This is a genomic window from Nocardioides sp. LMS-CY (assembly GCF_018732145.1).
Classification (GTDB): Bacteria; Actinomycetota; Actinomycetes; order Propionibacteriales; family Nocardioidaceae; genus Nocardioides; species Nocardioides soli.
In genome coordinates, this window is the sequence record NZ_CP076104.1 from 4,295,141 (window position 1) to 4,321,054 (window position 25,914).

General features: G+C 71.6%; 22 protein-coding genes. 3 read left to right on the plus strand and 19 right to left on the minus strand.

The features are described 5' to 3' along the window. Window positions 1-82: 82 nt before the first annotated feature. The 19 genes from KM427_RS20385 to KM427_RS20475 all read right to left on the minus strand — a co-directional run bounded on the left by KM427_RS20385 (window position 83) and on the right by KM427_RS20475 (window position 22,458). A complete protein-coding gene (locus KM427_RS20385; protein WP_215525116.1) occupies window positions 83-868 on the minus strand; it encodes an SDR family NAD(P)-dependent oxidoreductase in 786 nt (261 codons plus the stop codon). Next, window positions 865-1,749 (minus strand): SDR family NAD(P)-dependent oxidoreductase, encoded by an 885-nt coding sequence (locus KM427_RS20390; RefSeq protein WP_215525117.1) that lies wholly within the window; start codon window positions 1,747-1,749, stop codon window positions 865-867. Before KM427_RS20390 ends, KM427_RS20385 begins: the two co-directional genes overlap by 4 nt. Next, on the minus strand, window positions 1,749-3,110 hold the full coding sequence (locus KM427_RS20395) for a transaminase (RefSeq protein ID WP_215525118.1): 1,362 nt from the start codon (window positions 3,108-3,110) through the stop codon (window positions 1,749-1,751). The genes KM427_RS20390 and KM427_RS20395 overlap by 1 nt, the downstream gene beginning before the upstream one ends. Beyond that, window positions 3,107-4,756 carry an amidohydrolase gene (locus KM427_RS20400; RefSeq protein ID WP_215525119.1) on the minus strand — a complete coding sequence of 550 codons (1,650 nt, stop codon included), beginning with the start codon at window positions 4,754-4,756 and terminating at the stop codon, window positions 3,107-3,109. Before KM427_RS20400 ends, KM427_RS20395 begins: the two co-directional genes overlap by 4 nt. Next, window positions 4,746-5,819 (minus strand): ABC transporter ATP-binding protein, encoded by a 1,074-nt coding sequence (locus KM427_RS20405; protein ID WP_183591628.1) that lies wholly within the window; start codon window positions 5,817-5,819, stop codon window positions 4,746-4,748. Before KM427_RS20405 ends, KM427_RS20400 begins: the two co-directional genes overlap by 11 nt. Then, the gene (locus tag KM427_RS20410) at window positions 5,816-7,747 is read right to left on the minus strand and encodes a dipeptide/oligopeptide/nickel ABC transporter permease/ATP-binding protein (protein WP_215525120.1); all 1,932 of its coding nucleotides are present in this window, start codon (window positions 7,745-7,747) and stop codon (window positions 5,816-5,818) included. The genes KM427_RS20405 and KM427_RS20410 overlap by 4 nt, the downstream gene beginning before the upstream one ends. 13 nt (window positions 7,748-7,760) lie before the next feature. After that, entirely contained in the window at window positions 7,761-8,702 is a 942-nt protein-coding gene (locus tag KM427_RS20415) for an ABC transporter permease (protein WP_215525121.1), read from the minus strand. A gap of 73 nt (window positions 8,703-8,775) precedes the next feature. Continuing rightward, complete coding sequence (locus KM427_RS20420; RefSeq protein WP_183591631.1) at window positions 8,776-10,305, minus strand: ABC transporter substrate-binding protein; 1,530 nt, start codon at window positions 10,303-10,305, stop codon at window positions 8,776-8,778. 116 nt (window positions 10,306-10,421) lie between these two features. After that, window positions 10,422-11,906, minus strand: a complete 1,485-nt coding sequence (locus KM427_RS20425; RefSeq protein ID WP_215525122.1) for an aldehyde dehydrogenase family protein — start codon at window positions 11,904-11,906, stop codon at window positions 10,422-10,424. Then, window positions 11,903-12,778, minus strand: coding sequence for an FAD binding domain-containing protein (locus tag KM427_RS20430; protein ID WP_215525123.1), 876 nt, complete (start codon window positions 12,776-12,778; stop codon window positions 11,903-11,905). Before KM427_RS20430 ends, KM427_RS20425 begins: the two co-directional genes overlap by 4 nt. Continuing rightward, window positions 12,775-15,129 carry a xanthine dehydrogenase family protein molybdopterin-binding subunit gene (locus tag KM427_RS20435; protein ID WP_215525124.1) on the minus strand — a complete coding sequence of 785 codons (2,355 nt, stop codon included), beginning with the start codon at window positions 15,127-15,129 and terminating at the stop codon, window positions 12,775-12,777. The genes KM427_RS20430 and KM427_RS20435 overlap by 4 nt, the downstream gene beginning before the upstream one ends. Further along, entirely contained in the window at window positions 15,126-15,641 is a 516-nt protein-coding gene (locus tag KM427_RS20440; protein WP_252274709.1) for a (2Fe-2S)-binding protein, read from the minus strand. Before KM427_RS20440 ends, KM427_RS20435 begins: the two co-directional genes overlap by 4 nt. A gap of 30 nt (window positions 15,642-15,671) precedes the next feature. Beyond that, complete coding sequence (locus KM427_RS20445; RefSeq protein ID WP_215525125.1) at window positions 15,672-16,676, minus strand: substrate-binding domain-containing protein; 1,005 nt, start codon at window positions 16,674-16,676, stop codon at window positions 15,672-15,674. Then, window positions 16,664-18,094 (minus strand): UbiD family decarboxylase, encoded by a 1,431-nt coding sequence (locus KM427_RS20450; RefSeq protein WP_215525126.1) that lies wholly within the window; start codon window positions 18,092-18,094, stop codon window positions 16,664-16,666. Before KM427_RS20450 ends, KM427_RS20445 begins: the two co-directional genes overlap by 13 nt. A 60-nt stretch (window positions 18,095-18,154) precedes the next feature. After that, the gene (locus tag KM427_RS20455) at window positions 18,155-18,934 is read right to left on the minus strand and encodes a GntR family transcriptional regulator (protein WP_215525127.1); all 780 of its coding nucleotides are present in this window, start codon (window positions 18,932-18,934) and stop codon (window positions 18,155-18,157) included. A gap of 23 nt (window positions 18,935-18,957) precedes the next feature. After that, window positions 18,958-19,581, minus strand: a complete 624-nt coding sequence (locus tag KM427_RS20460) for a UbiX family flavin prenyltransferase (protein WP_183591637.1) — start codon at window positions 19,579-19,581, stop codon at window positions 18,958-18,960. Between the two features lie 17 nt (window positions 19,582-19,598). Further along, entirely contained in the window at window positions 19,599-19,895 is a 297-nt protein-coding gene (locus KM427_RS20465) for a 2Fe-2S iron-sulfur cluster-binding protein (RefSeq protein WP_215525128.1), read from the minus strand. Continuing rightward, window positions 19,892-21,640: an FAD-binding protein gene (locus KM427_RS20470; RefSeq protein WP_215525129.1), complete on the minus strand. Its 1,749-nt coding sequence runs from the start codon at window positions 21,638-21,640 to the stop codon at window positions 19,892-19,894. Before KM427_RS20470 ends, KM427_RS20465 begins: the two co-directional genes overlap by 4 nt. Beyond that, window positions 21,637-22,458 carry a creatininase family protein gene (locus KM427_RS20475; RefSeq protein ID WP_183591640.1) on the minus strand — a complete coding sequence of 274 codons (822 nt, stop codon included), beginning with the start codon at window positions 22,456-22,458 and terminating at the stop codon, window positions 21,637-21,639. Before KM427_RS20475 ends, KM427_RS20470 begins: the two co-directional genes overlap by 4 nt. 190 nt (window positions 22,459-22,648) lie before the next feature. On the opposite strand from KM427_RS20475, the gene KM427_RS20480 reads away from it, so the two are divergent. Genes KM427_RS20480 through KM427_RS20490 form a run of 3 tightly spaced genes read left to right on the plus strand, consistent with a single transcriptional unit; the run spans window position 22,649 to window position 25,889 of the window. After that, entirely contained in the window at window positions 22,649-24,574 is a 1,926-nt protein-coding gene (locus KM427_RS20480) for a 2-oxoacid:acceptor oxidoreductase subunit alpha (RefSeq protein ID WP_215525130.1), read from the plus strand. Beyond that, window positions 24,574-24,891: a ferredoxin gene (gene fdxA / locus KM427_RS20485; RefSeq protein ID WP_183591642.1), complete on the plus strand. Its 318-nt coding sequence runs from the start codon at window positions 24,574-24,576 to the stop codon at window positions 24,889-24,891. The genes KM427_RS20480 and fdxA overlap by 1 nt, the downstream gene beginning before the upstream one ends. After that, entirely contained in the window at window positions 24,888-25,889 is a 1,002-nt protein-coding gene (locus KM427_RS20490) for a 2-oxoacid:ferredoxin oxidoreductase subunit beta (RefSeq protein ID WP_215525131.1), read from the plus strand. Before fdxA ends, KM427_RS20490 begins: the two co-directional genes overlap by 4 nt. The last annotated feature ends 25 nt before the right edge of the window (window positions 25,890-25,914 follow it).

The window sequence follows — 25,914 nt, forward strand, 5'->3', positions numbered from 1 at the left end:
GCGGTGAGCAGGCAACCGAATCCTCGACGACTTCGGTTGCTCACCCACCGCCGCACCGCACCGGCGACGGGTGGACCGGCGCCTACTGCGGCGCGCGCACCTTCCGGCCGACCGTCACGCCGCCGTCGCTGTAAATGGTCTGGCCGACGACGAAGGACGAGCGGCGCGAGCAGAGCCAGACGACGACGTCGGCGATCTCCTCGGGGCGGGCACCGCGGCCGAGCGGGATCGCGTCGAGCGCCGACGTCGCCCACACCGGGTTCTCCGCCATCTCCTGCTCGATCATCGGCGTGCGGGTGAAGCCGGGGGCGACGGCATTGATCCGGATGCCCTGCCCGGCGTGCTCCATCGCGGCGGCCTTGGTCAGGCCGGAGACGCCGTGCTTCGCCGCGCCGTACGCCGCGAGGGTGGCCTGGCCGGTCCGGGAGGAGACCGAGGCGGTGTTGACGATGACGCCGCTGCCCTGGGCGGACATGATCCGCAGCTCCTCGCGCAGGCAGAGGAAGACGCTGGTCAGGTTCGCGCCGATGATCAGGTTCCAGTTGTCCAGGTCGGTCTCGGTGATCCGCGTGGACCGCCCGGACGCGCCGGCATTGTTGTGCGCGATGTCGAGCCCGCCGAACCGGTCGACGGTGGCCGCCACCATCGCGGCCACGGCCCGCTCGTCGGTGACGTCGGCCTCGACGGAGTCGGCGAGGCCGCCGGCGGCCTCGATCAGCGCCACCGTCTCGGCCGCGCCGGCCGCGTTGAGGTCGGCGACCATCACCGAGGCGCCCTCGGCGGCCAGGGCGAGCGCGCTCGCCCGGCCGATCCCCGACGCGGCGCCGGTCACCAGCGCGACCCGGCCCGCGAACTCCTGCTCGGTCACAGATCCGTCCCTTCGCCGGGCGGGGTCAGCCCCGCGTCGCGCCACCAGTCGGCGGCCTGCTCCTGCTCGCTGCGGCCCCGCGCCGCGGCGGTCGCGGCGAGGGCGTCGGCGCCCACCAGCCGGCGGATCGGGTGCACGTCGCGGTCCTCGATCGCGGCGACCACCGCGCGGGCCACGTCGGCCGGATCGGCGGCGGCTCCCCCGCCGGCGCGCATCGCCCGGTCGACGGCCGCGCCGAGGTCGGCGTACGCCGCCTCGACCTCGGCCCCGACCTGGCCGGACGAGGTTGCTCGCGCGATCCGGTTGTCGCGGATGCGGGTGGCGTGGAAGCCGGGGTCGAGCTGGCGGACCCGGATCCCGAACGACGCGACCTCCAGCGCGAGGGCCTCGGAGAACGTCCCGAGCGCGTGCTTGCTGGCGGCGTACGCCCAGCGCAGCGGTCGGCCCGGCAGCCAGCCGTCGACCGACCCGATGTTGACGACGGTGCCGCCGCGGCGGGCGCGCATGCCCGGCAGCACCAGCCGGGTCATCGCCACCGCCGCCAGGAAGTTGGTGTCCATCACCAGCTCGAGCTCGGCGTCGGTGCTGGTCTCCACGGCGCCGAAGGAGCCGACGCCGGCGTTGTTGACCAGCACGTCGATCGCGAGCCCGTCGGCGGTCAGCGACCCGACCAGCGCGGCGGCCGCAGCCCGATCGCGCACGTCGAGCCGGGCCATCGAGATCAGCCCACCCGACGCCGCACTCGCGGCAGCCAGCTCCGTCGTACGCGAGCCCTCACGCACCGTCGCGACCACGCGCCGCCCGGTGCCGGCGAGCTCCACCGCGGTCGCCAGGCCGAGCCCGCTGCTGGCCCCGGTGACCAGCGCGACAGGCGAGACCATCAGGCCAGGACCGTGCTGACGAACTCGTCGAGGGCCGCGGTGTGCCGGTCGACGTCCGCCGCCGTCGTGGCGGGGCACATCAGCACCATCGAGTGGAACGGCGTGAGCAGGACGCCGCGGTTGAGCAGGAAGAGGTGCAGTGTGGCGTTCAGCAGCGGGTTGCGGGCCGCCTTGGCCTCGCCGCCGTTGCGCGGGACCGACGGCGCGAAGAGGTACTCGCACCGCGCGCCGAGCCGGGTCACGTGCCAGCCGAGGTCGTGCCGCGCGATGACCTCCTGCACCCCGGCCTCGCACCGCGAGGCGAGCCCGATCATGTGGTCGTACGCCGCGGGGGTCATCACCTCCTCCAGCACGGTCCGCATCACGTGCAGCGTGAGGGCGTTGCCGACCAGGGTGCCGCCGAAACCACCGTGGCTGCTGCCGTGGTTCTCCTTGCGCGTGTAGTCGGTCAGCGTCCCGGCCATCTCCTCGGTCATCCCGTAGACCGCGGCCGGGATGCCGCCGGCGATCGCCTTCCCGAGCACGAAGACGTCCGGGTCGAGGTCGTGGGCGCGGGTGTAGCCGCCCGGTCCGGTGGAGATCGTGTGCGTCTCGTCGATGATCAGCTTGGTGCCGGCCGCACGTGTGAGCTCGCGCAGTGCGTCGTGGTAGCCGTCGACGGCGGGCACGATGCCGATGTTGGTCATCGCGGGCTCGGCCAGCACGCAGGCGACGTCGCCGCCGGCGAGTGCCTTCTCCAGGGCATCGACGTCGTTGAACTCGACCACGGCCGAGACCCGGTCGAAGTCGACCGCGTTGCGCGAGACCCCCGGCTGCGGCTCGAGCCGGCCGTTCACGTCGACGACGTGGGTCTCGTCGACCGAGCCGTGGTACTTGCCGGCGAACACCAGCACCTTGTCGCGCCCGGTGGCCAGGCGGCACATCCGGATCGCGAACCGGTTGGCGTCGGTCGCGGACGTCGCGAGCTGCCACAGCGGCAGGCCGAAGCGCTCCTGGAGCAGCCGCCCGACGGCGTTGCCGTCGGCGGTGGGCAGCATCGCGGTGGCGCCGCGGCCGGCGTGCCGGATCATCGCCTCGCGCACCGCCGGGTGGGCGTGACCGAACATCGCGCCGGTGTCGCCCAGGCAGAGGTCGACGTACTCGTGACCGTCGACGTCGGTGACCTGCGCGCCGGCGGCGCCGTCCATGAAGAGCGGGTACGGCGTGGGCCAGTTGCCCATCCAGTGGAGCGGGACTCCCCCGGCCAGCGAGCGGCGACCCTCGACGGCCAGCTCGGCCGAGCGCGGCGTTCGGCGCCGGTAGCGCTCCTCCTCCTCGGCGAGCACCTGCTCCAGGCGGGCGGGGTCCATCGTTGTCGTCACAGTCCGGGTCCTCCTCGGTGGACGCCGCCGACGTAGGTCGCGGCGACCGTCAGGGCGTGCAGCTGGTGCTCGTCGATGGTGAGCGGGTCCTCCTCCAGGACCACCAGGTCGGCCAGCTTGCCCGGCTCGACGGTGCCCTTGAGGTGGTCGGTGTGCTCCTGGTACGCCGCCTCGACGGTCCAGGCGCGTAGCGCCTCCTCGCGGCTGACCCGCTCGTCGGGACCGCTGACCGTGCCGCTCGCCCGCGACTCGCGCAGCACCAGGCACTCCACGCCCTGGCGCCAGTCCGGGTCCGAGACGGGCGCATCCGAGGTGTCGGCCACGTGCAGCCCGGCGTCGATGAGACTGCGCATCGGCGAGCTGTAACCGGCGCGCTCGTCGCCGTACGTCGCGACCAGCGCGTCGGCGACGCTCCACTTGATCAGCGCGTTCGTGTTGGCGCAGTAGCCGTGCTCGGCCATCCGCCGGGCCGTCTGCGGGCTGAGCAGGTTGGCGTGGATCAGCGCGTGCCGCGCGTCGACCCACGGGTCGGCCCGATGCGCGGCGACGAACGCGTCGACCGCGGCGTCGCAGGCCCGGTCGCCGGTCGCGTGGACCTGCACCTGGAGCCGGGCCCGGTGCAGGTGCTCGATCATCCCGCCGAGCTCGGCCAGGCGCGCCTCGTCGGTCTCGCCGTCGGTGAGCAGCGAGCCGTGGCAGCCCTCGCCGTACGGCCGCGAGGTCCAGGACGTGCGCAGCGGCGGGATGCCGTCAGCGAACAGCTTGGCGCCGGCGATCCGGAGCACGTCGTCCCCGAGGCCGGTCGCCATCCCGCTGAAGCCCAGGGCGCGCTCGATCTCGCCGGCGTTGTTGGGCAGTCCGAGCCCGGCCCAGTGCAGCAGCACGGCGACCCGCATCGGGAGCCCGCCGGCGTTGTGCATCCGAACGTACTGCCGGAGCAGCTCCGGCCCGACCATCGGGTCGGTCACGCTGGTGACGCCGAGGTCGAGCAGCTGCCGCATCGCGGCGTCGACCGCCGCGTCGGCCTCCGCCGGGCTGGGCTGCGGCAGCGCGGTCATCATCAGGTCGCCGGCCGACTCGATCAGGTAGCCGGTGGGCTCACCGTCGGCGTCGCGCAGGATCGTGCCGCCCTCGGGATCCGGCGTGGCGGCAGTGATGCCGGCCGCGGCGAGGGCCAGGCTGTTGGCCCAGACCGCGTGCTCGGAGAAGTGCACCAGGACGACCGGATGCTCCGGGCTGACCGCGTCCAGCTCCTGGCGGGTGGGCCAGCGGCCACCGAGGTCGCTCATCCGGGCCTCGTACCAGCCGTGGCCCTTAACCCAGCTGCCGGCCGGCCGCTCGGCGACCCGCCGGGCGACGGCGTCGACCGCCTCCCCGACCGACGTCGCGAGGCTCAGGTCGATCGAGTACTCCGGCCGGTTGGCCGCCCACATCGCCAGATGCAGATGCCCGTCGTGGACGCCGGGGATCACGGTACGGCCGTCGAGCTCGACGACCTGCGTCGCCGGACCGCGCAGGCCGGCGACGTCCACCGCCGAGCCCACCGCCGCGATCCGACCGTCCCGCACCGCCACCGCCTGGGCCACCGACGAGGCCGGATCCAAGGTTCGGATCGTGCCGCCGGTCAGGATCAGGTCAGCGGTCATCGAGAGGGACTCCGTTCGTCATCGGCTCGTGGGCGTGGCAGGCGACGTGACCACCGCCCGCGGTCGGACGCATCGGCGGCATCACCGTCCGGCAGACCGGCATCACCAGCGGGCACCGGCTCTGGAAGGGGCAGCCGGCCTCGGCACGCGGGTCGGCCGCGGGCGCGGCCGGCTCCTGCGCGTCCGGCCGCACGTCCTGCTGGGCCGCGTTCTGGACCGTCTTCTGGGCGGTCCGCAGCTCCCGGCGCAGCCGGCGGCGCTCCCGCTGAGCGTCGGGGTCCGGGATGGGGATCGCGGCCAGCAGCATCCGTGTGTACGGGTGGGCGGGCGCGGTGTAGACCTCCTCGGCCGGACCGGTCTCCAGGAGCCGGCCGGAGTACATGACGCCGACCTCGTCGCTGATGTGCCGGACCACGGCGAGATCGTGGGCGATGAAGAGGTAGGCGACCCCGAGCTCCTCCTGAAGGTCCTCCAGCAGGTTGATCACCTGACTCTGGGTGGACACGTCCAGGGCGCTGACCGGCTCGTCGCAGACGATCAGCCGCGGCTGCGAGGCGAGCGCGCGAGCGATCGCGATGCGCTGGCACTGACCGCCGGAGAGCTCCCAGGGGTAGCGCTTGCGGTGGTAGCCCGACATGCCGACCTGGTCGAGCAGCTGGTCGACCAACCGGGACTCCTCCGCGGAGCTCGGCAGCTTGCGGTGCATCCGGATCGGCTCGAGCAGGATGTCCTCGATGCTCCAGCTCGCGTTGAGCGCGGTGGTCGGGTTCTGGAAGACCACCTGCACGGCGCGTCGGTACGACAGCGGGCTGCGCCGGCCGAAGTCGGCGATGTCCTGGCCGTCGAAGACGATCGCGCCCTCGCTGGTGTCGACCAGCCGCAGGATCGCCCGCCCGATCGTCGACTTGCCGGAGCCGGACTCGCCGACCAGGCCGAAGGTCCGTCCGGGCTCGATGCGCAGGCTCACCCCGTCGACCGCCGGCCGCGGTGCGCCGCCACCGAGCAGCGAGCGCCGCGCGGCGTAGCGCACCGAGAGGTCCTGCAGGTCCAGCAACGCGGTCACGGCGTCCTCACCTTCTCGGCCAGGTCCAGCTCGCCGGTGCGCACGCAGCGCACCGCACGGGAGTCGCCGACCAGGGCGATGCCCCCGGTGCCGCACCGGTCCACGGCGTGGGAGCAGCGCTCCTGGAACCGACAGGCCGACGACCACTCCCACGGCGGGGGCACCCGGCCGGGGATCGTCGCCAGCCGCTGTCCCGTCGGCGCGTCGTTGACCGGACTGGAGGCCAGCAGCGCCGCGGTGTAGGGGTGCTCCGGGTGCTTCAGCACGTCGGCGCAGTCGCCCCGCTCGACGATCTGGCCGGCGTACATCACCGAGACCGTGTCGCACATGTCCGCGACCACGCCGAGGTCGTGGGTCACCAGGACGATGCCCATGCCGAACTCGTCCTGCAGGTCGATCAGCAGGTCGAGGACCTGGGCCTGCACCGTCACGTCGAGCGCGGTGGTGGGCTCGTCGGCGAGCAGCAGCTTGGGGTTGCAGGCCAGCGCCCGCGCGATCACGACGCGCTGGGCCATGCCGCCCGAGAACTGGTGGGGGTAGTCGCCCATGCGGCCGGCCGGGTCGGGTACGCCGACCAGACCGAGCAGGTCCTGGGCGCGCGCCTTGGCCTGGGCACGGGTCATGCCGAGGTGGCGACGCAGCGGCTCCATCACCTGGCGGCCGACCGTCATCGCCGGGTCCAGGGCGGTCGCCGGGTCCTGGAAGACCATGCCGACGTCGCGGCCGCGGATGTCGCTGAGCTCGCGGTCGGACCGACCGATCAGCTGCTGGCCGGCCACCTTGACCGAGCCGCGCACGATCCGTCCCGGCTCGGGCACCAGGCCCATCACGGCCCAGGCGGTCAGGCTCTTGCCCGATCCGGACTCGCCGGCCAGGCCGAGCGTCTCGCCCGGCGCCACCCGCAGGTCCACGCCATCGACGACCACGGTCTCGCCGCCGTCTGCGGCCGGGAAGGCGACCACCAGGTCCTCGACCTCGAGCACCGGGGCGGGGCCGTCGGCGACCGGACGGTCGGCCCGCTCGGACACCAGGACCGGCGGCCGCTTGCGGCGCTTGCCGGTGGTGACGGCGCCCGAGTCGGGCCGCTTGATGATGGCGTCGGCGACGCCGTCACCGGCGAGGTTGACCGCGATCACCAGCAGGGTGATCGCCAGGCCGGCCGGGAAGGGCAGGAACGGCTGCCGGGCGAAGTACGCCTGGGAGTCGTGGAGCATCCGGCCCCAGCTGGGGTCCGACGCGCTGGCGGCCAGGCCCAGGTAGCTGAGCTCGGCCTCGATGAGGATGATCGCGCCCAGCAGGACGGTGGTCTGCACGACCAGCGGGCGCAGGATGTTCGGCGTGATGTGCCGGGCGATGACCCCCCAGGATCGGACGCCGAGCACCTGCGCCGCCTCGACGTACGGCTCGTGCCGAGCGGCCTTGACCATCGCCCGGCCCAACGCGATGTAGCGGGTGCTGAAGACCAGACCCAGGCCGATCATCGCGTGGGAGAGGCTGACACCGGTCACCGCGACGATGCCGAAGACCACGAGGATGGCCGGCAGCGCGAAGGCGACGTCGTTGGCGCGGCTGATGAACCGCTCCCACCGACCGCCGATGTAGCCGGCCGACATGCCGAGCGGGATGCCGATCACGATCGAGATCGAGATCGCCTGCAGCATCGCGACCATCGACAGGCGGGTGCCGGCGATCACCCGGCTGAGGTTGTCCCTGCCGACCTGGTCGGTGCCGAGCCAGTGCTCGCCGTTCGGACCCTGGAACGCGTTGGCCAGGTCCTGGGCGTTGGGGTCGTAGGGGCTGATGAGCGGGGCGAAGATCGCCACCAGCACCATCATCAGGACGAAGAGCAGCGCGACGAACGGCACCTTCTGCCGCACCAGCCGGGCCAGGAAGCCCGGGCGTCGTGGAGCCTGTCGGGTCTCGCTCACTGTGTCACCCATCTCAGAGGCGCACCTTCGGGTTCGCCCAGCCGAACACGATGTCGGTCATCAGGTTGGACAGCAGGACGAAGACGGCGACCACGATCACCGTGCCCTGCACGAGGGAGAGGTCGCGGTCGAAGATCGCCTGCACCGCCATCGAGCCGACGCCGGGGATGTTGAAGGCCTGCTCGACGACGAAGGAGGCGCCCAGGATGACGACCAACTGGAAGCCGATCACCGGGATCACCGGGGTGAGCGCGTTCTTCAGCGCGTGCCGCCACACGACCTGTCGGCGGGTCAGGCCGCCGGCCACCGCGGCACGGACGTAGCCGCTGCGCAGGACGTCGACCATCGCGCTCCGCATCTGGCGGGCGATGACGGCGGCCGAGGGCAGCGCCAGCGCCAGCCACGGAAGGATCAGCCCCTTCAGCCAGTCGATGGGGCTGTAGGCGAACTCGGTGTAGCCGCCGGCCGGCAGCACCCCCCACTTCACGCCGACGTAGACGCTGAGCAGGATGCCGACCCAGAACGACGGAACCGCCAGGGCGGCCGAGCTCAGGATCGTGATCGTGCGGTCGAAGATGCCGCCGGGCCGGAGGCTGGCCCGGACGCCGAGCCCGATCCCGACCACGACCGCCAGCACCAGCGCGCCGAGGGTGAGCGACAGCGTCGCGCCCATCCGGGAGCCGATGGTGCCGGCGACCGGCTCCGCGGTCTTGGCCGAGACACCCAGGTCGCCCTGGAGGGCGTTGCCCACCCAGATGCCGTACTGCGTGATCAGCGGCCGGTCCAGCCCCAGGCGGTGGTTGAGGTCAGCCACCGCCTGGGGCGTGGCGCCGCTGCCCAGGATCGAGTCGGCCACGGTGCCCGGTGCGAGCTGCACCAGGAGGAAGGCGAGGATCGAGATCACCACGAGCAGCGGCACCATGGCCGCCACCCGAAGCGCGATGAACTTCGTCACCGTTCCTGCCGTCCCACCCGCATCAGCGCGGGAAATCCGTTCCGATCCGACCCGGTTCGCGACATCACGTTCCTCAGCGCACCTTCATGCCCTGGAACCGCACATTGCCACAGGTCCACTCCCACTTGGTGACCCCGGTGATCCGCTGCGGGTCCCAGGCCTGCAGGCAGCTGACGACTCCCAGCGGGACCACGACCGCGTCCTCGGAGGCCAGCTTGGCCATCTCCTGGTAGGCCGCCTCGTCCGCGGCCGGGTCGGCACCCGTGACCTGCTGCATCACCTTGTCGATGTCGGGCGAGGGCACCTTGAACGGGTTGGCCGGGCCGAACACCGAGATCCGGGTGTTGTAGAAGTCCTGCGGGTGGACCTCGTGCGCCGGCACGATCGCGGCGGCGTAGTTGCCGCTCGCGGCCTCACCGGAGATGTTGCCGGTCTCGGAGGGCACCAGCTTCATGGTGACCCCGATCTTCGCCAGGAAGCCGGCGATCGCCGTGTTGTACCCGTCGAACGGACCGTACGAGGGGATGTCGAACTCCAGGCTGCTGACGCCCGCCTCGTCCATCAGCGACTGCGCCTTGTCCAGGTCGAAGCCGAGGCCCGTGTAGTCGCTGTTGAAGCCGTACTGACCGGGGATGGTCCACTGGTTGGTCTCGACCCCGAAGCCGGACATGGTCACGTCGAAGAAGGACTTCTGGTCGATGGCGTACGCCATGGCCAGCCGGACCCGCTTGTCCTTGAACTCCGGCACGATGGTGCCGTTGCGGTCCATGATCTGCAGGTAGTACGGGAACGACGGGACGTCCTGGACCTCCATGCCGGCAGCCTCGACCTGGTCGGCGAACTGGAAGTCCAGTGCGGCGTAGTCGACCTTGTGGGTCAGCAGCGCGTTCGCCCGCGCCTGCTGGTCGGGGATGAAGTGGATCTCGATGTTCTGCACGCCCTGGACCGACTTGTCCCAGTAGTTCGGGTTCAGCTTGAAGACGTACTTCGAGTTCGCCACCGTGGCGGCGGTGTCCAGCAGCCAGGGCCCGGTGCCCACCGGCTCGGTGGCCAGCTTCTTCGGGTCCTTCAGCGCCTCGGGGCTCGCCATGATGCCCTGCTGCCGCGCCAGGTTGTAGATCAGCTGCGGGGTCGGCCGAGACAGGTTGATCTTCAGCTCCGTGGGGCTGACGACGTCCATGGACTCCACGTTGAGGAACTTCGCCTGGTTCGGCGGGATGCCGTTCTTCTGCTGGTGCTCGATGTTCGCCTTGACGGCGGCGGCGTCGAACGTCGTGCCGTCGGAGAACGTCACGCCCTCACGCAGCTCCAGGGTCAGGCTGTCCGGCGTGGACTCCCAGCTGGTGGCCAGGCCCGGCACGAGCTGGCCGTCGTCGTCGGTGTTGACCAGGAACTCGTAGGGACCCTGGTAGTAGAGGAGGTTGGGGTCCGCGGGCGTCGCCAGCGCGGGGTCCCACGGGTCGGGCGGGGTGTCGGTGGCGACTCTGAGCGTGCCGGACGGACCGCTGGTGCCGTCATCGTCGTCCTGGGCGTTTCCCGAGCAAGCGGCGAGAACCATTGCGCTGACAACGACGGCGACCATGCCTAGCCGGATGCGTGCCATGGGTGTCCCTTTCGGTGTTGACGAGATCCGTTGCATCCCGTCTGTCGTATGACCTCTGACGATAGACAAATGTGGTGCAGAGCACAAGAGCGCCGACGGCATTCGGAACGCCGGCGTCAGTAGACGATGCGGACCGCCTTCTCCTCGGTGAAGGCGTCGATCGCGGCGGCACCGAGCTCGCGCCCGATGCCGCTCTGCCGCATGCCGCCCCAGGGCAGCCGCGGATCGATCGCGCCCCACGCGTTCACCCAGACCGAGCCCGCCCGCAGCCGTGCGGTCAGCTCGTGGGCCGCGGCCAGGTCGCGGGTCCACACCGACGCGGCCAGGCCGTACGTCGAGTCGTTGGCGATGGCGACCGCGGAGTCGAGGTCGTCGAACTCCAGGACCGTGCCCACCGGGCCGAAGATCTCCTCGCGGGCGATCGCCATCTGCGGCGTCGCCGAGGCGAACACGGTCGGCTCCATGAAGTAGCCGGTCGAGCCGACCGGCTCACCCCCGGTGACCAGGCGGGCGCCGTCGTCGAGCCCACGGCGTACGTAGCCCAGGACCCGGTCGCGGTGGGCTCCGGTGATCAGCGAGCCCATCGTGGTGTCCGGGGCGAACGGGTCCCCCACCTGCACCGCGCGGGCGGCCTCGGCCAGCGCCTCGACGACGTCCCCGGCGATCGAGCGATGCACCAGCACCCGGGTGCCGGCCGCGCAGACCTGGCCCTGGTTGGCGAAGAGGCCACGAGCGGTGCCGCGCACCGCGGCGGTTAGGTCGGCGTCCGGCAGGATGATCTGCGGCGACTTGCCGCCCAGCTCGAGGGTGACCCGCTTGAATGTCCCGGCGGCCGCCTGCTGGACCAGCCGGCCCACCTCCGGGCTGCCGGTGAAGGTCACCTTGTCGATGCCGGGGTGCGCGGTGATCGCCGCGCCCGCCTCGGCGTCGCCGGCGAGGACGCTGACGACCCCGTCGGGGAGGCCGGCCTCGGCCAGCAGCTCGGCGAGCGCGAGCACGCTCAGCGGCGCTTCGAGCGCCGGCTTGAGCACGACCGTGCAGCCGGCCGCCAGCGCCGGGGCGAGCTTCCACGCGGTGATCATCAGCGGGGCGTTCCAGGGCACGATCGCCCCGACCACACCGATCGGCTGGCGCACCGTGTAGGAGTGCGTCGGCCGGCCGCGCAGCAGCGGCGTCGGGACGACGCGTCCCTCCAGGCAGCCGTCGGCGAGGCCCGCGTAGTAGCGGAAGGTCTCGATCGCGCCGGGCAGGTCGACCATGGCCGAGTCGGCCAGCGGCTTGCCCACGTCGAGGGTCTCGATCCGAGCGAGCCGGTCGGCGTCGCGCTCCAGGAGCTCGGCCACCCGGGCGAGGATCCGGCCCCGGTCGGTCCCGGAGGTGCGCGACCAGGCGCCGCCGTCGATCTCCCGCCGGGCCGCGGCCACGGCCGCGTCGACGTCGGCGGCACCGCCGACCGCGACGGTGGCGATGACCCGCTCGGTGGCCGGGTTGATCACCTCGGCGGTGGCTCCATCCACGGCGGCCTGCCAGCGGCCGTCGATGAAGGCCTCGGTGCGCAGCCGCAGCTGCGCGACGTCCACGCTCGTCGACTCGGTGCTCATCGTCCCTCCTCCACGGCGGCCCTGACCGCCCGCTCGACCACGACGCCCACCATGGCGCGCCGGTACTCCGCGCCCGCGCGCACGTCGGTGATCGGCGAGCTCGCCGATCGGGCCGCCTCGGCCGCCCGGCCCGCCGCGGCGGCCAGGGCCGCCTCGTCGCCGACCGCCACACCCTCGAGCGCGGCCGCGGCCTCGGGCACCAGGAACGGCACCGGACGGGCCGCGCCGACCGCCACCCGGGCGGACCGGACGACGCCGGCGTCGATGTCCAGCGCCGCGCTGGCGCTGACGATCGCGATGTCCACGGACCGGCGCAGGTCGATCCGCCGGTACGCCGAGCTCCATCCGGCGTCGGCGACTCCGACGCGGATGGCGACCAGGATCTCCTCGGGCGCCAGCGTGGTGCGCCGCGGGCCGGCGAAGAGCTCCGCGACCGGCATGGTGCGCCGGCCCCGGGGCCCGGCGACGTCGACCAGAGCACCGTGGGCGAGCAGCGCGGTCGCCACCTCGGCTGCCGGTGATCCCTGGCAGAGGTTGCCACCCACCGTGGCGGCGGCCTGGATCTGCCGGCCGCCGAGCAGGTCGGCCGCCTCGCGCAGGGCGCGCAGCCGATCGCCCAGCGGCGCCGCGAGCAGCTCCCGCATGGTCACCGTGGCCCCGATCCGGACGCCGTCCGGCGCCTCGTCGAGCCCGCCCAGCTCGGCGACGCCGGCCAGGTCGACCACGTCGCCCGGCTCGATCACGCCGTGACGCAGGTCGTTGAGGAGATCGGTGCCGCCGGCCAGCAGGTGCGCGCGCGGGCGCTCGCTGAGCACCCGCAGCGCGTCGTCGACCGAGCCGGGTGCGAAGTACTCACGGGTCTGGGTGGTCATCGGATCGCTCCTGCCGACGAGGACTCCACGGGCTCGCCGAGGTGCAGGTAGCGCCACATCCGCTCCGGCGAGATCGGCAGGTCCTTGCAGCGCAGGCCGGTGGCGTTGTAGATCGCGTTGGCGATCGCTGCGACGACCGGGTTGAGCGCGACCTCACCGAGGCTCTTGGCGCCACGCGGGCCGTTGGGCTCGTAGGCGTCGACGAACTCGACCTCGACGCCGGCCGGCATGTCGCCCGCACCGGGGATCCGGTAGTCGAGGAAGTTGGGGTTGCGCACGACGCCCTCGCTCATGATGACGTCCTCCATCAGCGCCCAGCCGAGACCCTGGGCGATGCCGCCGAGGACCTGGCCGCGGGCGGTCTGCGGGTTCAGGACGGTGCCGGAGTCGTGGGCGGCCCAGTAGCCGACCACCGAGATCTGGCCGGTGTCGCAGTCGACCTCGACCTCGGCGACGTGTGCGGCGAAGGGGTACGCCGCGGAGGCGTTGCCGTACTTGGTCGCGTCGGGCATCACCGTCTTGGGATGGTGGACGCCCGTGGCCAGCAGCGGCAGCCCGCAGTTGACCACGCCGTACCGGTGCAGCGCCTGGCGCAGCGTGAACGGCTCGTTGGCGCCGGTCGTGTCGGTGAGGGTGCCGGCCTGCCACGACACGGCGGCCTCGGGGACGCCCCACTGCTCGGCGGCGAACGCGATCAGCTTGCGGCGTGCGTCGGCACCCGCCGCCACCGTGGCCATGCCGGCCATGGTCGCCGCCCGCGAGGCGAGCGTGCCGACCGCGGCGGGGCTGAAGGCGGAGTCGATCCCCTGCACCTTCACCTCGGATGGGGCGACGCCGAGCTCGTCGGCGGCCAGCTGGGCCATGACGGTCACGTGGCCCTGGCCGACGTCCGGCTCACCCACGTAGAGCTGGATCGAGCCGTCGGGGCCGAGCCTCAGGATCGCCGAGGAGCCGTCGTAGTCGGGCAGGATCGGCCGGTAGCCGGACACATGGTGGCCGAGCGCGATGCCGGTGCCGCGCAGCTTGCCGACGCGCTCCCCCGCCGTCGCGGGCGGTCGGGCCCGCCGACGGTCGGCGAAGCCCGACATCTCGCTGACCCGCTCGATGCAGGCGGGCAGCTGGGAGGAGCTGATGTACCAGCCGTGCAGGGAGGTCTCACCCTCCTGGACGATGTTGCGGCGCCGCATCTCGACCGGGTCGATGTCCAGCCGCTCCGCGATCTCGTCGATCATCTGCTCGATGCCGAAGAGCGCCTCGGCGTTGCCGAAGCCGCGCATGGCGGTGGTCGGCGACTCGTTCGTGTAGACGAGCCGGCCGCGGCCGGTCATCGCATTGAAGTTGTAGAGCGAGTCCGGGCGGTGGACCGCGGTGGCCACCGTCGCCGGCGACCAGTAGGTGCGGGCGCCGGCGATGCCGACCACGTCGGTCTCGCGGCCCAGGAAGGTGCCGTCGGCGCGCACCGCGATCCGGTTGCGGAAGACGAACGGCGGCCGCGGCCGGTGGTAGGCGGCGTCCTCGTCGCGACCGAAGAGGATCCGCACGGGCACCCCGGCCTTGCGGGACAGCAGCGCCGCGATCAGCGGGGTGTTCATCTCGTACTTGGCGCCGAAGCTGCCGCCGATCGGCGGCACGACCAGGCGGACCTTGTCCAGGGGCAGCCCCAGTGCGGCGGAGTACGTCTGCCGGGCCCGGTAGGGGATGTGCGAGGGCACGTGCAGGACGTGGACGCCGTCGACGTAGTGGGCGATGACCCCGATCGGCTCCAGGTAGGCGTGGTACATCCGGCTGGTCGCGTAGACGTCGTCGACCACCAGGTCTGCGGCGTCGAAGGCCGCCCGGGTGTCACCGCGCTCGATGGTGAACAGCGTGGAGACGTTGTCGGCGTACTCGTCCCAGATCACCGGGCCGCCCTCGGCCAGCGCCGCGAACGGGTCGAAGACCGCCGGCAGCTCCTCGACGTCCACCTCGACCAGGCTCGCGGCGTACCGCGCCGTCGGCTCGTCGATGGCGGCGACCGCGGCGACCTCGTCGCCGATGAAGCGCACCTTGTGCCGCGCCAGGATCTCCCAGTCCGGGGTGTAGGGGCCGAACTTCACCTCGGGGGCGTCGGCCGCGGTGGCGACCGCCAGCACCCCGGGCACCCGCTCGGCGCGGCTGGTGTCGATGCCGCGGATCCGCCCGTGCGCCACGGTGCTGCGCACGATCGCGGCGTGCGCCATGTTCGGCAGGCGCAGGTCGCCGATGTACTCCGTCTGGCCGCGCAGCTTGGCCTCGATGTCGACCTGCGGGATGCCCCGGCCGACCCAGCCCCGAGCCGCCGTCTCGTGGATCGTGTCCTGGGTCGTGGTCATGCCGCGCCTCCCGTCCGGCCCGACCGCACCTGCTGGTGCGCGTCCAGGACCGCGTCGACGATCGACTCGTAGCCGGTGCACCGGCACAGGTTCCCGGTGAGCTCGCTGACGACGTCGTCGCGGGTGAGCTCGTCGCGGTCGACCAGCGGGCTGGCCGCCACCAGGATGCCCGGGATGCAGTAGCCGCACTGGCTGGCGTTGTGCCGCATGAACGCCGCCTGCAGCGGGCTCAGCTCGGTGGCCGTGCCCAGCCCCTCGACGGTGGTGACCCGCCGACCGCCGGCCCGCACGGCGGGCAGCAGGCAGGACGCCATCGGCACGCCGTCGACCAGGACCGCGCAGGCGCCGCAGTCGCCGGTCTCGCATCCGAGCTTGGTGCCGGTCAGGCCCTCGGCGCGCACGGCCGAGGCCAGCGACTGGACGGGGTCGACGATCATCGTCCGCGGGCTGCCGTTGAGGTCGAGCTCGATGCCGACCTCGGGGGCTCCGGACGGCTCCTGGTGGTGGCTCACCGCACTCCTTGTCTGTAGGTCCGCGGGTCTCTAGATCCGCGAGTCGATCAGGGTGCTCGCGGCGAAGAGGTCTTCGACCGGCGCGCTCTGCTCGACGATGCCCTGCTCGGTCAGGTAGCGGGAGAAGGTCTCCAGCTGGGCCCGGTTGGCGTCGACGCCGTACGGCCACGGGTCCGCACCGAAGACCTCGATCTGGCGCTCCCATGCCTCGAGCAGGAAGGGCATGGTGTAGCGCAGGGCCGGTGCCTCGTGGATGCCCTCGATGGCGACCGCCTTGGCCTGACGCAGCGCCTTGTAGAGGCTCTGCGCCACCCACGGGTGTGTACGTGCGACGTCGGCGCGGACCACCACGAGGTGCATGATCGGGAAGTTCCCGGTGCGCCGGTAGTAGTCCGTCTCGCGCTCGGCGTAGTCGGGGAAGAGCCGGCGGACCCGGCCCTCGCCCCGACTGAAGGCCGACGGGATCCGCGGCGCCATCAGCGCGTCGATCTCGCCGTCCAGCAGGGCACCGGAGAGCGTGGACTCGGGCCCGATCGGCTCGATGCGGACCCGGTCGGGAACGACCAGCTTCTGCCGCTCGACCCGGCCCGGCTGCTCCATGCCGCCGGTGCGCCAGGTGATCGAGTCCAGGTCGACGCCGTGGTCGTCGGCGAGCATGCCGCGGGTCCACACCGAGGCGGTCATCTGGTATTCCGGGACGCCGACCCGGCGACCCTCCAGGTCCGTCGGCCCCTCGATGCCGGACCCCTCCCGCACGTAGATGCTGGAGTGCCGGAAGCTGCGGGAGAGGAACGCCGGGATCCCGACGAACCGCTCGTCGCCGCGAGCGCGGAGCATGCAGTAGCTGGAGAGCGACATCTCCGCGGCGTCGAACTCCTCGAAGCGCAGCATCCGCCAGAAGCACTCCTCCGGCTCCAGCGGCACCATGTTGAGGTCGATGCCCTCGACCCCCACGCGGCCGTCGACCAGCGGGCCGACGCGGTCGTAGCGCCCGCAGGCCAGGGTGAGACCCAGGCCAGAACTCAGCCGAGCCACGGCAGACCCGCCGAGTCGGTCACCGACACCGCGGAGTCGAGGTCGACCGCGTCCACGACCTCGGGCGGCACCTGGGCGCGCACCGGGAACTGCACCGGCGGCGCCGGCTTGGTGGCGTCCATGATCACCGCCGAGGAGCGACGCGCCGTACGACCGCCCTCCTTGTCGTAGCCCCAGTTGGTGGGCAGCAGGCCGCCCGGGCCGTTCCAGGCGGGGATCACCAGCAGGTCCTGCGCGGCGTCCATCCGAGTGCCGATGGCCCAGGCCATCTCCTCCTCGTTGTAGATATCGATGTCGTCGTCGACGACCACGACCATCCGGAGGTTCTCGGGCTCGGTGTTCAGCGCCGTCGTGGCCGCGCGGATCGGGTCGTTGTCCTGCTCCTTGTCGATCGACAGGTAGCAGTGCATCCGGGCGTAGACCGGGACGTTGACGGCCTTGAGGCCGGGGATCACCTGGCTGACGTTGCGGTGGATGCTCGAGATGCGGGGCAGCGCACCCATCAGCCGGTGCTCGCGGCCGGAGGCCTGGATGTCCTGGAAGATCGCGTCGCGGCGCATGGTGATCGCGTCGATCCGGATCACCGGCTTGGGGCCGCCGCCGACGTAGTGGCCGGGCCACTCGGCGAACGGGCCCTCCTCGCGCTCCTCGGCCGGCATGATGACGCCCTCGAGCACGATCTCGGCGCGGGCCGGCACCATCAGGTCGCTGGTCTCCGCCCGCACCACCTCGAGGGACTCGCCCAGGAAGCTGCCCGCGGCGTCGTACTCGCCGCCGATGCCCGGCACCCGGGAGACCGCGCCCATGAGGAACGCCGGGTGGTGGCCGATGACGATGGCGACCGGGGTCGGCTCGCCCTTGGCCTCGTAGCGACGGTGGATGGTCCCGCCGTGGTGGGACCCGAAGAACCACACGCCCATGTGCCGGTCGTCGTAGACGTGGTGGCGGTAGATGCCCGCGTTGATCTTGCCCGACTCCGGGTCGCGCATCACCGCGACCGCGGCGGTCAGGAACGGCCCGCCGTCCAGCGCGTTGTGCACCGGGATCGGCAGCTTGCCGAGGTCGACGTCGTCGCCGCGCCAGACGATCTGCTTGACCGGGGCGTCGGCGGCCGCGACCTCCACCGGCGGATGCGCCTCCGGGCTCTCGATGCGGTCCGAGGACTGCGTCAGCTCCTTCACCGTCCGGCCGAGAGCCAGCGCCATCCGCTCCGGTGTCGCCAGCAGGTTGGCGACACAGCTGACCTCGGAGTCGACGACGTTGGTGAACAGCAGCGCGGGGTACTCACGCTCCCGCTCGGCGCGGGCGCCGTAGGCGTTGATGCCGAACCGGCGGTCGACGGGCACGTCGACCCGGCGCAGCCCTCCCGGTTGCTGTTCGACGACCTCAGCCATGAAGCTGCGCAGGTCCTTCGGCACGGGGTCTCCTTTCGGCCGGCCCAGACATCGGAGCTGGGTCGGTCGGTCGAGGGGTGGGGGTCAGTCCAGGTAGGTGCGGACGATCGAGAACCGGAGGATCTCGTCGTCGACGAGGGCGTCGGTGACGGCGACCGGCTCCTGCTTCTCGTCGAGGTGCAGGTGCCGGATCAGCAGCATCGGCCGTCCGGCGGGTACGCCGAGGTGCTCGCTGGTGCGCTCGTCGGCGGCGGCCGGGACGAGGTCGGCGATGGAGTACTGGATCCGGCCGGGCACGTTGCGCTCGACGAACGCGAAGGTCGAGTCCTCGGCGGTGACCTGCTCCACGGGGCGCAGCAGCCTGGAGACCGGCACGTAGTCACGGCTGAGCACGGCGGGCCGGCCGTCGGCCTCGAAGATCCGGTCCACCGTGCAGGTCGTCCCGCCCTCCTCGAGGTTCAGCTTCGCGGCGATCTCCGCCTCGGGCGTCACCTCGCCGATGGCCAGCGTCCGGAGCGTGGCGGTGTAGCCGAGGTTGGCGATGAGGTCGACGAAGGGCAGGTCCTCGGCGAGGTTGGCGCCCATCGTCAGGGCGTACTTGTTGATGAAGGTGCCGCGGCCGTGGAACCGCGAGACCTTGCCCTCCTTCTGCAGGGACAGCAGGGCGGAGCGGACCGTCGGCCGGCTCACCCCGAGGGTCGAGCTGAGCTGGTCCTCGGCCGGGAGGCGGTACTCCCCCTCGGCGGCCAGGCGCTCGACCAGGTCATTGAGCCGGGCCTTCACCTGGTGGTAGGCGTCGACCATGATCGGCTGCTGGTCGTTCAGCGCCTGCCGGCGGCGCGACTGGGTACGTGGTTGCGTCATGTCCGTCTCCTTCCGATCCCGGCTCAGCCGTTGACCGGCTCGCCGAGAGCCGCCTGGTGGTCCGGCTGCTGGTCCTGCCGCTCCCGGAGCGGTCGCATGCCCTCCCAGCGGGCGACCGCGGCGTCCAGGCCGAACTGGTCGAGCACGCGCCCGGCCGTCTGGTCGACCAGATCGTCGATGACCTTGGGCTCGTGGTAGAACGCCGGCACCGGCGGGAAGACGGTGGCGCCCATCTCCGCGGCCTGGGTGAGCAGGCGCAGGTGTCCCAGGTGCAGCGGGGTCTCGCGGAAGACCAGCACCAGCCGGCGACCCTCCTTGAGGGTGACGTCGGCGGCCCGGGTGACCAGGTTGTCGGCGTAGCAGTTGGCCACGCCCGACAGGGTCTTGACCGAGCACGGCGCGATGATCATGCCGTCGTGCTGGAAGGAGCCGCTGGCGATCACCGACCCGACGTCCCCGACCGGGTGCACGTGGGTGGCCAGGGACCGCAGTCCCTCGGGGGTCCAGTCGGTCTCGGTGGTCAAGGTGAGCATCGCGTGCCTGCTGGTGACCAGATGGCTCTCGACGCCCAGCGCGGAGAGCATCTGCAGGATCCGGACGCCGTAGATGGCCCCCGAAGCTCCGGTGATGGCAACGACCAATCGCATGTTCTTACTCCTGTCCGTCACAAACGGGTGACCAGGTCGCGGACCAGGGGCTTGTGCGAGAGCGGCTCGACCAGCACCTCACCGGTCGCCGGAACGATGCAAGTGTAGGTGCGCTGGCCGTTCACGACGGCGAGGCACTCCTTGCAGGCGTTGGCCCGTCGACAGGAGAATCTGACGCCGACCGTGGGGTCCTCGAACTCCCGCACCCACAGGAGCGCGTCGAGGACCGTCATGCCCTCCGACTCCGGGACCTCGAACGAGTCGACCCGGTCGACGCCGCCGTCCTGACTCTTGCGCTGAACGCTCAGCTTCATGCGCCGAGCACCTCCTCCTGTGTGGCCGGCGAGCGGCGCGGGATGTCCTCCCAGCGGTGCACGAGACCGCTGCCGTCATCGGTGATCACGCTGTTGCGGACGTACGCCGCGTCGGTGGCGACGAAGTCCTCGCGCTGGTGCGCACCCCTGCTCTCGCGGCGCTCCAGCGCCCCGAGCCGGATCACCGCGGCGTTGCGCAGCATCGTGCGCATCTCGAACAGCTCGACCCACTCCTGGTTGTGCGTCCGGTCGGGAGCGACATGGGCCAGCTCGACGGCGTCGGCGAGCTCGGCGAGCTCGGCCTCCGCGGCCATCAGGCCGGCCTCGTCGCGCAGCGGCCCGACCCGGTGCCACATGACCTCCTGGAGCCGGCGGCGCAGCGCGGGGAGGAAGATGCCGCTCTCCCGGTTGCGATCGCGGCCCTCGTCGATGCGGCCGAGCGCGTCCTTCATCGCCGCGGCGGCCGAGCCGTTCGGGTCGGGCCGGCCCAGCTCCACCGCGTCCGCGGCGGCGCTGACGCCGGCCCGAGCGCCGAAGACGAAGGCCTCGCTGATGGCGTTCCCCGAGAGCCGGTTGGCTCCGTGGACGCCACCGACGGCCTCCCCCGCAGCGAGCAGACCGGGGATGTTGGTCCGCATCTGCGGGTCGACGCGCAGTCCGCCGATCGTGTAGTGCGCGGTCGGACCGACCTCGACGCGACGCTGGGTCAGGTCGATGCCCTGCTCCAGCAGTTTGTCCACCACGGGCGGGAACGCCGCGTGGATGTCCTCGGCGGGGATGCCCCGGAAGTCCAGCCAGGCGCCGCCGTGCGGTGAGCCGCGGCCGGCCTCGACCTCCTTGAGGATCGCGTAGCTCACCACGTCGCGGGTGGCGGTGTACTTGCCCTCGTCGGCCACGCCGGCGTACCGCTCCAGGAAGTCCTCGTCCAGACCGTTGGTGAGCCGGCCGCCGAGCTTGTAGCGGAACGGGTCCCACATGATCGGGTCGAGCCCGATGGTGCGGGGCGCGAGGTTGCCGATCGGGAAGAACTGCACCATCTCGGGGTCGAGGATCTCGGCGCCCACGCCGAGCGCGAGGGCGTAGGCGTCACCGGTCATGTTCACCGATGCCGAGTTGCGGCTGTACATCTCGGTGAGGCCGCCACAGGCGAGCACCACGCTCCCCGCCCAGATCGCGACCGGGCGGCCGTCCGTGATGTCGAGTGCGGCCGCACCGCAGACGCGGCCGCACTCGTCACGGATCAGCTCGGTGACGTAGAGGTTCTGGGTGCGCTCGACGTCGCGCCGACGCAGCTCGAGCTTCATCCCCTTGATGACGCCGGTACCGGTCGCCAGGACGTCGACGTAGCAGCACCGCTGACGGCTGTGCCCCGGAGCGATCACCTGACGCAGCCGGTCGCCGTCGGACGCCCAACGCACACCCATGTCGCGGGTCTCGAGGATGCGGCGCGGCGCGTCCTCGCACATCAGCTCGGCCAGCGGCTCGCTGACCAGCTCCTTGCCGCTCGCGATGGTGTCGGCGAAGTGGAGCTCGGCGCTGTCGTCCTCACGGTGTCCGAGGGCCGCGGCGACGGTCATCTGGGCCATGATCGTGGCGCCGCCGACTCCGACCATGCTCTTGTCCAGCAGGCACACCTCCGCTCCCGCGGCACGGGCCTCGAGGGCGGCGTAGATCCCGGCGGCGCCACCGCCGATGACCAGGACGTCGGTGGTGACCAGGCCGGGCTCGACCGTCGACGCGCTCATCCGCGGTCCTTGCGGCCGATGGGCCCGTCGTAGCCGCGCATCCAGTCGATCAGCTCGCACAGCCGGCCGACGATGTGGTCGTGGTAGCGCCGACCCTTCTCCTCGGTGACACCCAGGGAGGAGCTGAACTGACCGCTCGGCGTGAACGCCCGCTGCTCCGCGCCGGACCACATGATCTCCACGCCGTCGGGCGCGGGACCGAAGAGGTCGTTGCCGACGAAGCCGCCGAAGACGTCCTCGAAGTCGACCTCGGCGTCGGTCAGCTTGTCCATCCGGACCATGCCCGGGAACCGGTAGTGGACGTGGGAGAGCTCCAGCTCCCCGCAGTGGTGCTCGTTGGTCTCCTTGATCTCACCGGCAGCGGAGCGCGCCAGGTGCAGCGGGTCCGCGACCGCGAACATCACGCCGCCCAGCTCGCGCTCGTGCAGTCCGCGGACCGCCGTGACCAGCCCGGGGAGGTTGGACCCCTTGTGCCCGTTGATCAGGATGATCCGGTCGAAGCCATGGCGCGCCAGGCTCCGGCAGACGTCGGCCACCAGGGCGGTCAACGTCTCCGTCCGGAGCGTGATGGTGCCCGGGAACGCGCTGTGGTGCGCGGAGTCCCCGAACCAGATCGGCGGCGCGACCAGCACACCGGAGCGCTGCGCGGCGTCCTCGGCGAGCGTGATCGCCACCAGGGCGTCGACACCCAGGACTCCGGCCGGTCCGTGCTGCTCGGTAGCACCGATGGGCACGATCGCCACCCGGTCGCCGCCGAGGTACTCCTCGACCTCGGGCCAGGTCAACTCATGCATCCACACCGAATCACGCGCTGTCATCTTGCTCCTTGTGAGAGGTCAGAGGTCATACTATTCTACGACCCGTCAAGTGACAAGGTCTGACCTCTTAGGAGGCCGAGTACGGCGCCGGGCGCCGCAGCGGCGGCCCGGGCACCCGACCGGCAGGCGAGGAGCAGCTGTCGCCGGTCCCGCGGGGACGCGACCGGCCGCCCGCGGAGACGAGCAACGGATGAGGACGCGCATGATCAGGCAGGACAAGCAGGTCAAGCAGCTCGATCGGGTGATCATCCGGTTTGCTGGTGATTCCGGTGATGGGATGCAGCTGACGGGTGATCGGTTCACTCAGGAGTCGGCGGTGTTCGGCAATGATCTGGTGACGTTGCCGAACTTCCCGGCCGAGATCCGGGCCCCGCAGGGCACGTTGCCGGGGGTGTCGTCGTTCCAGGTGCACTTCGCCGATCACGACATCCTGACCGCGGGGGATGCCCCGGATGTGTTGGTGGCGATGAACCCGGCGGCGTTGCGGGCGAACCTGGGCGATCTGCCCCAGGGCGCGACGATCATCGTGGACACCCACGACTTCACCGCCCGGAACCTGACCAAGGCCGGCTATGAGTCGAACCCACTCGATCTGCTGGGTGATGCGAACGACCCGCTGGGCGCGTTCGCGGTGCAGCCGGTGGACCTGACCGGGATGACGGTCGAGGCGGTCAAGGAGTACGGCCTGTCCCGCAAGGACGCCGCGCGGGCGAAGAACATGTTCGCCCTGGGCCTGTTGTCGTGGATGTATGGCCGCCCGACCGAGCCCACCATCGCGTTCTTGGAGAAGCGGTTCGCGAAGGTCGAGGCGATCCGCGACGCCAACATCACCGCGTTCAAGGCCGGCTGGAACTTCGGGGAGACCACCGAGGCGTTCGTGGTCTCCTACGAGATCAAGCCCGCCCCGATGGCCCCGGGGGTCTACCGCAACATCACCGGCAACCTCGCCCTGGCCTACGGCCTGGTCGCCGGCGGCGTCCAGTCCGGGCTCCCGGTGTTCCTGGGCTCCTACCCGATCACCCCGGCCTCCGACATCCTCCACGAGCTGTCCAAGCACAAGGCCTTCGGCGTCACCACTTTGCAGGCCGAGGACGAGATCGCCGGCATCGGCTCCGCGATCGGCGCCTCCTTCGCCGGCTCCCTCGGCGTGACCACCACCTCCGGACCCGGGATCGCGCTGAAGTCCGAGGCCATCGGCCTGGCCGTGATGACCGAGCTCCCCCTAGTCGTCATCGACGTCCAACGCGGCGGCCCCTCCACGGGCCTGCCGACCAAGACCGAACAGGCCGACCTCCTCCAAGCCATGTACGGCCGCAACGGCGAGGCCCCGGTCCCGATCGTCGCGCCGCAGTCACCGGGCGACTGCTTCGACGCCGCCCTCGAGGCCGCCCGGATCGCCATCACCTACCGCACCCCCGTCATGCTGCTCTCCGACGGCTACCTCGCCAACGGCTCCGAACCCTGGCGGATCCCCGAGATCGACGACCTGCCGAAGATCGACCCGGCGTTCGCGACTGCCGAGGACCTGACCGAGGACGGGAAGTTCCAGCCGTACGCCCGCGACGCCGAGACGCTGGCGCGTCCCTGGGCGCCCCCGGGCGTCGCCGGCCTCGAGCACCGCATCGGCGGCATCGAGAAGGCCGACATCACCGGCAACATCTCCTACGACCCCGCCAACCACGACCTCATGGTCCGCACCCGCCAGGCCAAGATCGACCGGATCGCCGACTCCCTCCCCCCACTCGAGGTCGACGACCCCTCCGGCCCCCCAGGACACGGCAAGGCCAAGGTGCTCGTGATCGGCTGGGGCTCCACCTACGGCCCCATCGGCGCCGGCGTACGCCGCGTCCGCAAGGCCGGCCACCACGTCGCGCAGGTCCACCTACGCCACCTCAACCCCTTCCCCCACGACCTCGGCGACATCCTCCACCGCTACGACAAGGTCCTCGTCCCCGAGATGAACCTCGGCCAACTCTCCCTCCTACTCCGCGGCAGATACCTCATCGACGCCATCGGCTACAACCAGATCAACGGCATGCCCCTCAAGGCCGCGGACCTGGAGCACCACATCCTCACCCACCTCACCCACCTCAGCGAAGAACTGCGAGCCAACTGATGACCTACGTGATCTCCCAAGGGTGCATCGATCTCAAGGACCGTGCCTGCGTGGACGAGTGCCCCGTCGACTGCATCTACGAAGGCCCGCGGATGCTCTACATCCACCCCGACGAGTGCGTCGACTGCGGCGCCTGCGAGCCCGTCTGCCCCGTCGAGGCGATCGCGTACGAGGACGACCTGCCCAGCGAGTCGGCGGGCTACCTCGCGATCAACGCGGAGGTGTTCGCCGACCTCGGCTCGCCGGGCGGAGCCGCGGGCGCCGGCATGATGCCCGCCGACCACCCGCTCGTGGCGGCCGCGCAGGCATCGGCATGACCGCCACCGGGCTTCCGTTCCCCGGACTCCGTTCGGGTGTCGAGCTGGTCCCCACCACCGACCAGCCCCAGACCGGCAAGGACTTCACCTCCGACCAAGAGGTCCGCTGGTGCCCCGGCTGCGGCGACTACGCCGTCCTCAAGGCCGTCCAAGGATTCCTGCCCGACCTCGGCCTACGCCGCGAGAACATCGTCTTCGTCTCCGGCATCGGCTGCTCCAGCCGGTTCCCCTACTACCTCGACACCTACGGCATGCACTCCATCCACGGACGTGCGCCGTCGATCGCCACCGGCATCGCCACCGCCCGCGAAGACCTCTCCGTCTGGGTCGTCACCGGCGACGGCGACGCCCTCTCCATCGGTGGCAACCACCTCATCCACGCCCTGCGCCGCAACGTCAACATGACCATCCTGCTGTTCAACAACCGGATCTACGGCCTGACCAAGGGCCAGTACTCCCCCACGTCCGAGACCGGCAAGATCACCAAGTCCACCCCCATGGGCTCCCTCGACCACCCCTTCAACCCCGTCTCCCTCGCCCTCGGCGCCGAAGCCACCTTCGTCGCCCGCACCATCGACTCCGACCGCAAACACCTCACCACGGTCCTCTCCGCGGCCGCCGCCCACCGCGGCACGTCGCTGGTGGAGATCTACCAGAACTGCCCCATCTTCAACGACGGCGCCTTCGACACCCTCAAAGGCGCCGACGCCACCGAGCAACTGCTCCGCCTCGAACCCGGTCTCCAGGTCACCGCCCACGGCCACACCTGGGCCCACGACCCCACCGAGCCCGACCCCACCTGGCAGTTCGCCCTCTCCCGGCTCGACACCGACCCCCACACACCCACCCCCATCGGCATCTTCCGCCAGGTCGAGCGCCCGACGTACGACGACGGCGCGCGCGCCCAGATCGCCACCGCCCGGCAGGCCGCACCCGGCGAGCCGACCGACCGTCTCGCCGCCCTCATCGGCGGCGGCGACACGTGGATGGTCAACTGAGGCACTGACGACACAACGCGCAGGG

What these genes read in the sequence shown, in the direction of transcription:
- KM427_RS20455 (WP_215525127.1), bottom strand. Translation starts at nt 18,934, where the DNA reads ATGACGCAACCACGTACCCAGTCGCGCCGCCGGCAGGCGCTGAACGAC.
- KM427_RS20490 (WP_215525131.1), top strand. Translation starts at nt 24,888, where the DNA reads ATGACCGCCACCGGGCTTCCGTTCCCCGGACTCCGTTCGGGTGTCGAG.
- KM427_RS20430 (WP_215525123.1), bottom strand. Translation starts at nt 12,778, where the DNA reads ATGACCACCCAGACCCGTGAGTACTTCGCACCCGGCTCGGTCGACGAC.
- fdxA (WP_183591642.1), top strand. Translation starts at nt 24,574, where the DNA reads ATGACCTACGTGATCTCCCAAGGGTGCATCGATCTCAAGGACCGTGCC.
- KM427_RS20420 (WP_183591631.1), bottom strand. Translation starts at nt 10,305, where the DNA reads ATGGCACGCATCCGGCTAGGCATGGTCGCCGTCGTTGTCAGCGCAATG.
- KM427_RS20425 (WP_215525122.1), bottom strand. Translation starts at nt 11,906, where the DNA reads ATGAGCACCGAGTCGACGAGCGTGGACGTCGCGCAGCTGCGGCTGCGC.
- KM427_RS20475 (WP_183591640.1), bottom strand. Translation starts at nt 22,458, where the DNA reads ATGACAGCGCGTGATTCGGTGTGGATGCATGAGTTGACCTGGCCCGAG.
- KM427_RS20460 (WP_183591637.1), bottom strand. Translation starts at nt 19,581, where the DNA reads ATGCGATTGGTCGTTGCCATCACCGGAGCTTCGGGGGCCATCTACGGC.
- KM427_RS20400 (WP_215525119.1), bottom strand. Translation starts at nt 4,756, where the DNA reads ATGACCGCTGACCTGATCCTGACCGGCGGCACGATCCGAACCTTGGAT.
- KM427_RS20470 (WP_215525129.1), bottom strand. Translation starts at nt 21,640, where the DNA reads ATGAGCGCGTCGACGGTCGAGCCCGGCCTGGTCACCACCGACGTCCTG.
- KM427_RS20480 (WP_215525130.1), top strand. Translation starts at nt 22,649, where the DNA reads ATGAGGACGCGCATGATCAGGCAGGACAAGCAGGTCAAGCAGCTCGAT.
- KM427_RS20435 (WP_215525124.1), bottom strand. Translation starts at nt 15,129, where the DNA reads ATGACCACGACCCAGGACACGATCCACGAGACGGCGGCTCGGGGCTGG.
- KM427_RS20390 (WP_215525117.1), bottom strand. Translation starts at nt 1,749, where the DNA reads ATGGTCTCGCCTGTCGCGCTGGTCACCGGGGCCAGCAGCGGGCTCGGC.
- KM427_RS20465 (WP_215525128.1), bottom strand. Translation starts at nt 19,895, where the DNA reads ATGAAGCTGAGCGTTCAGCGCAAGAGTCAGGACGGCGGCGTCGACCGG.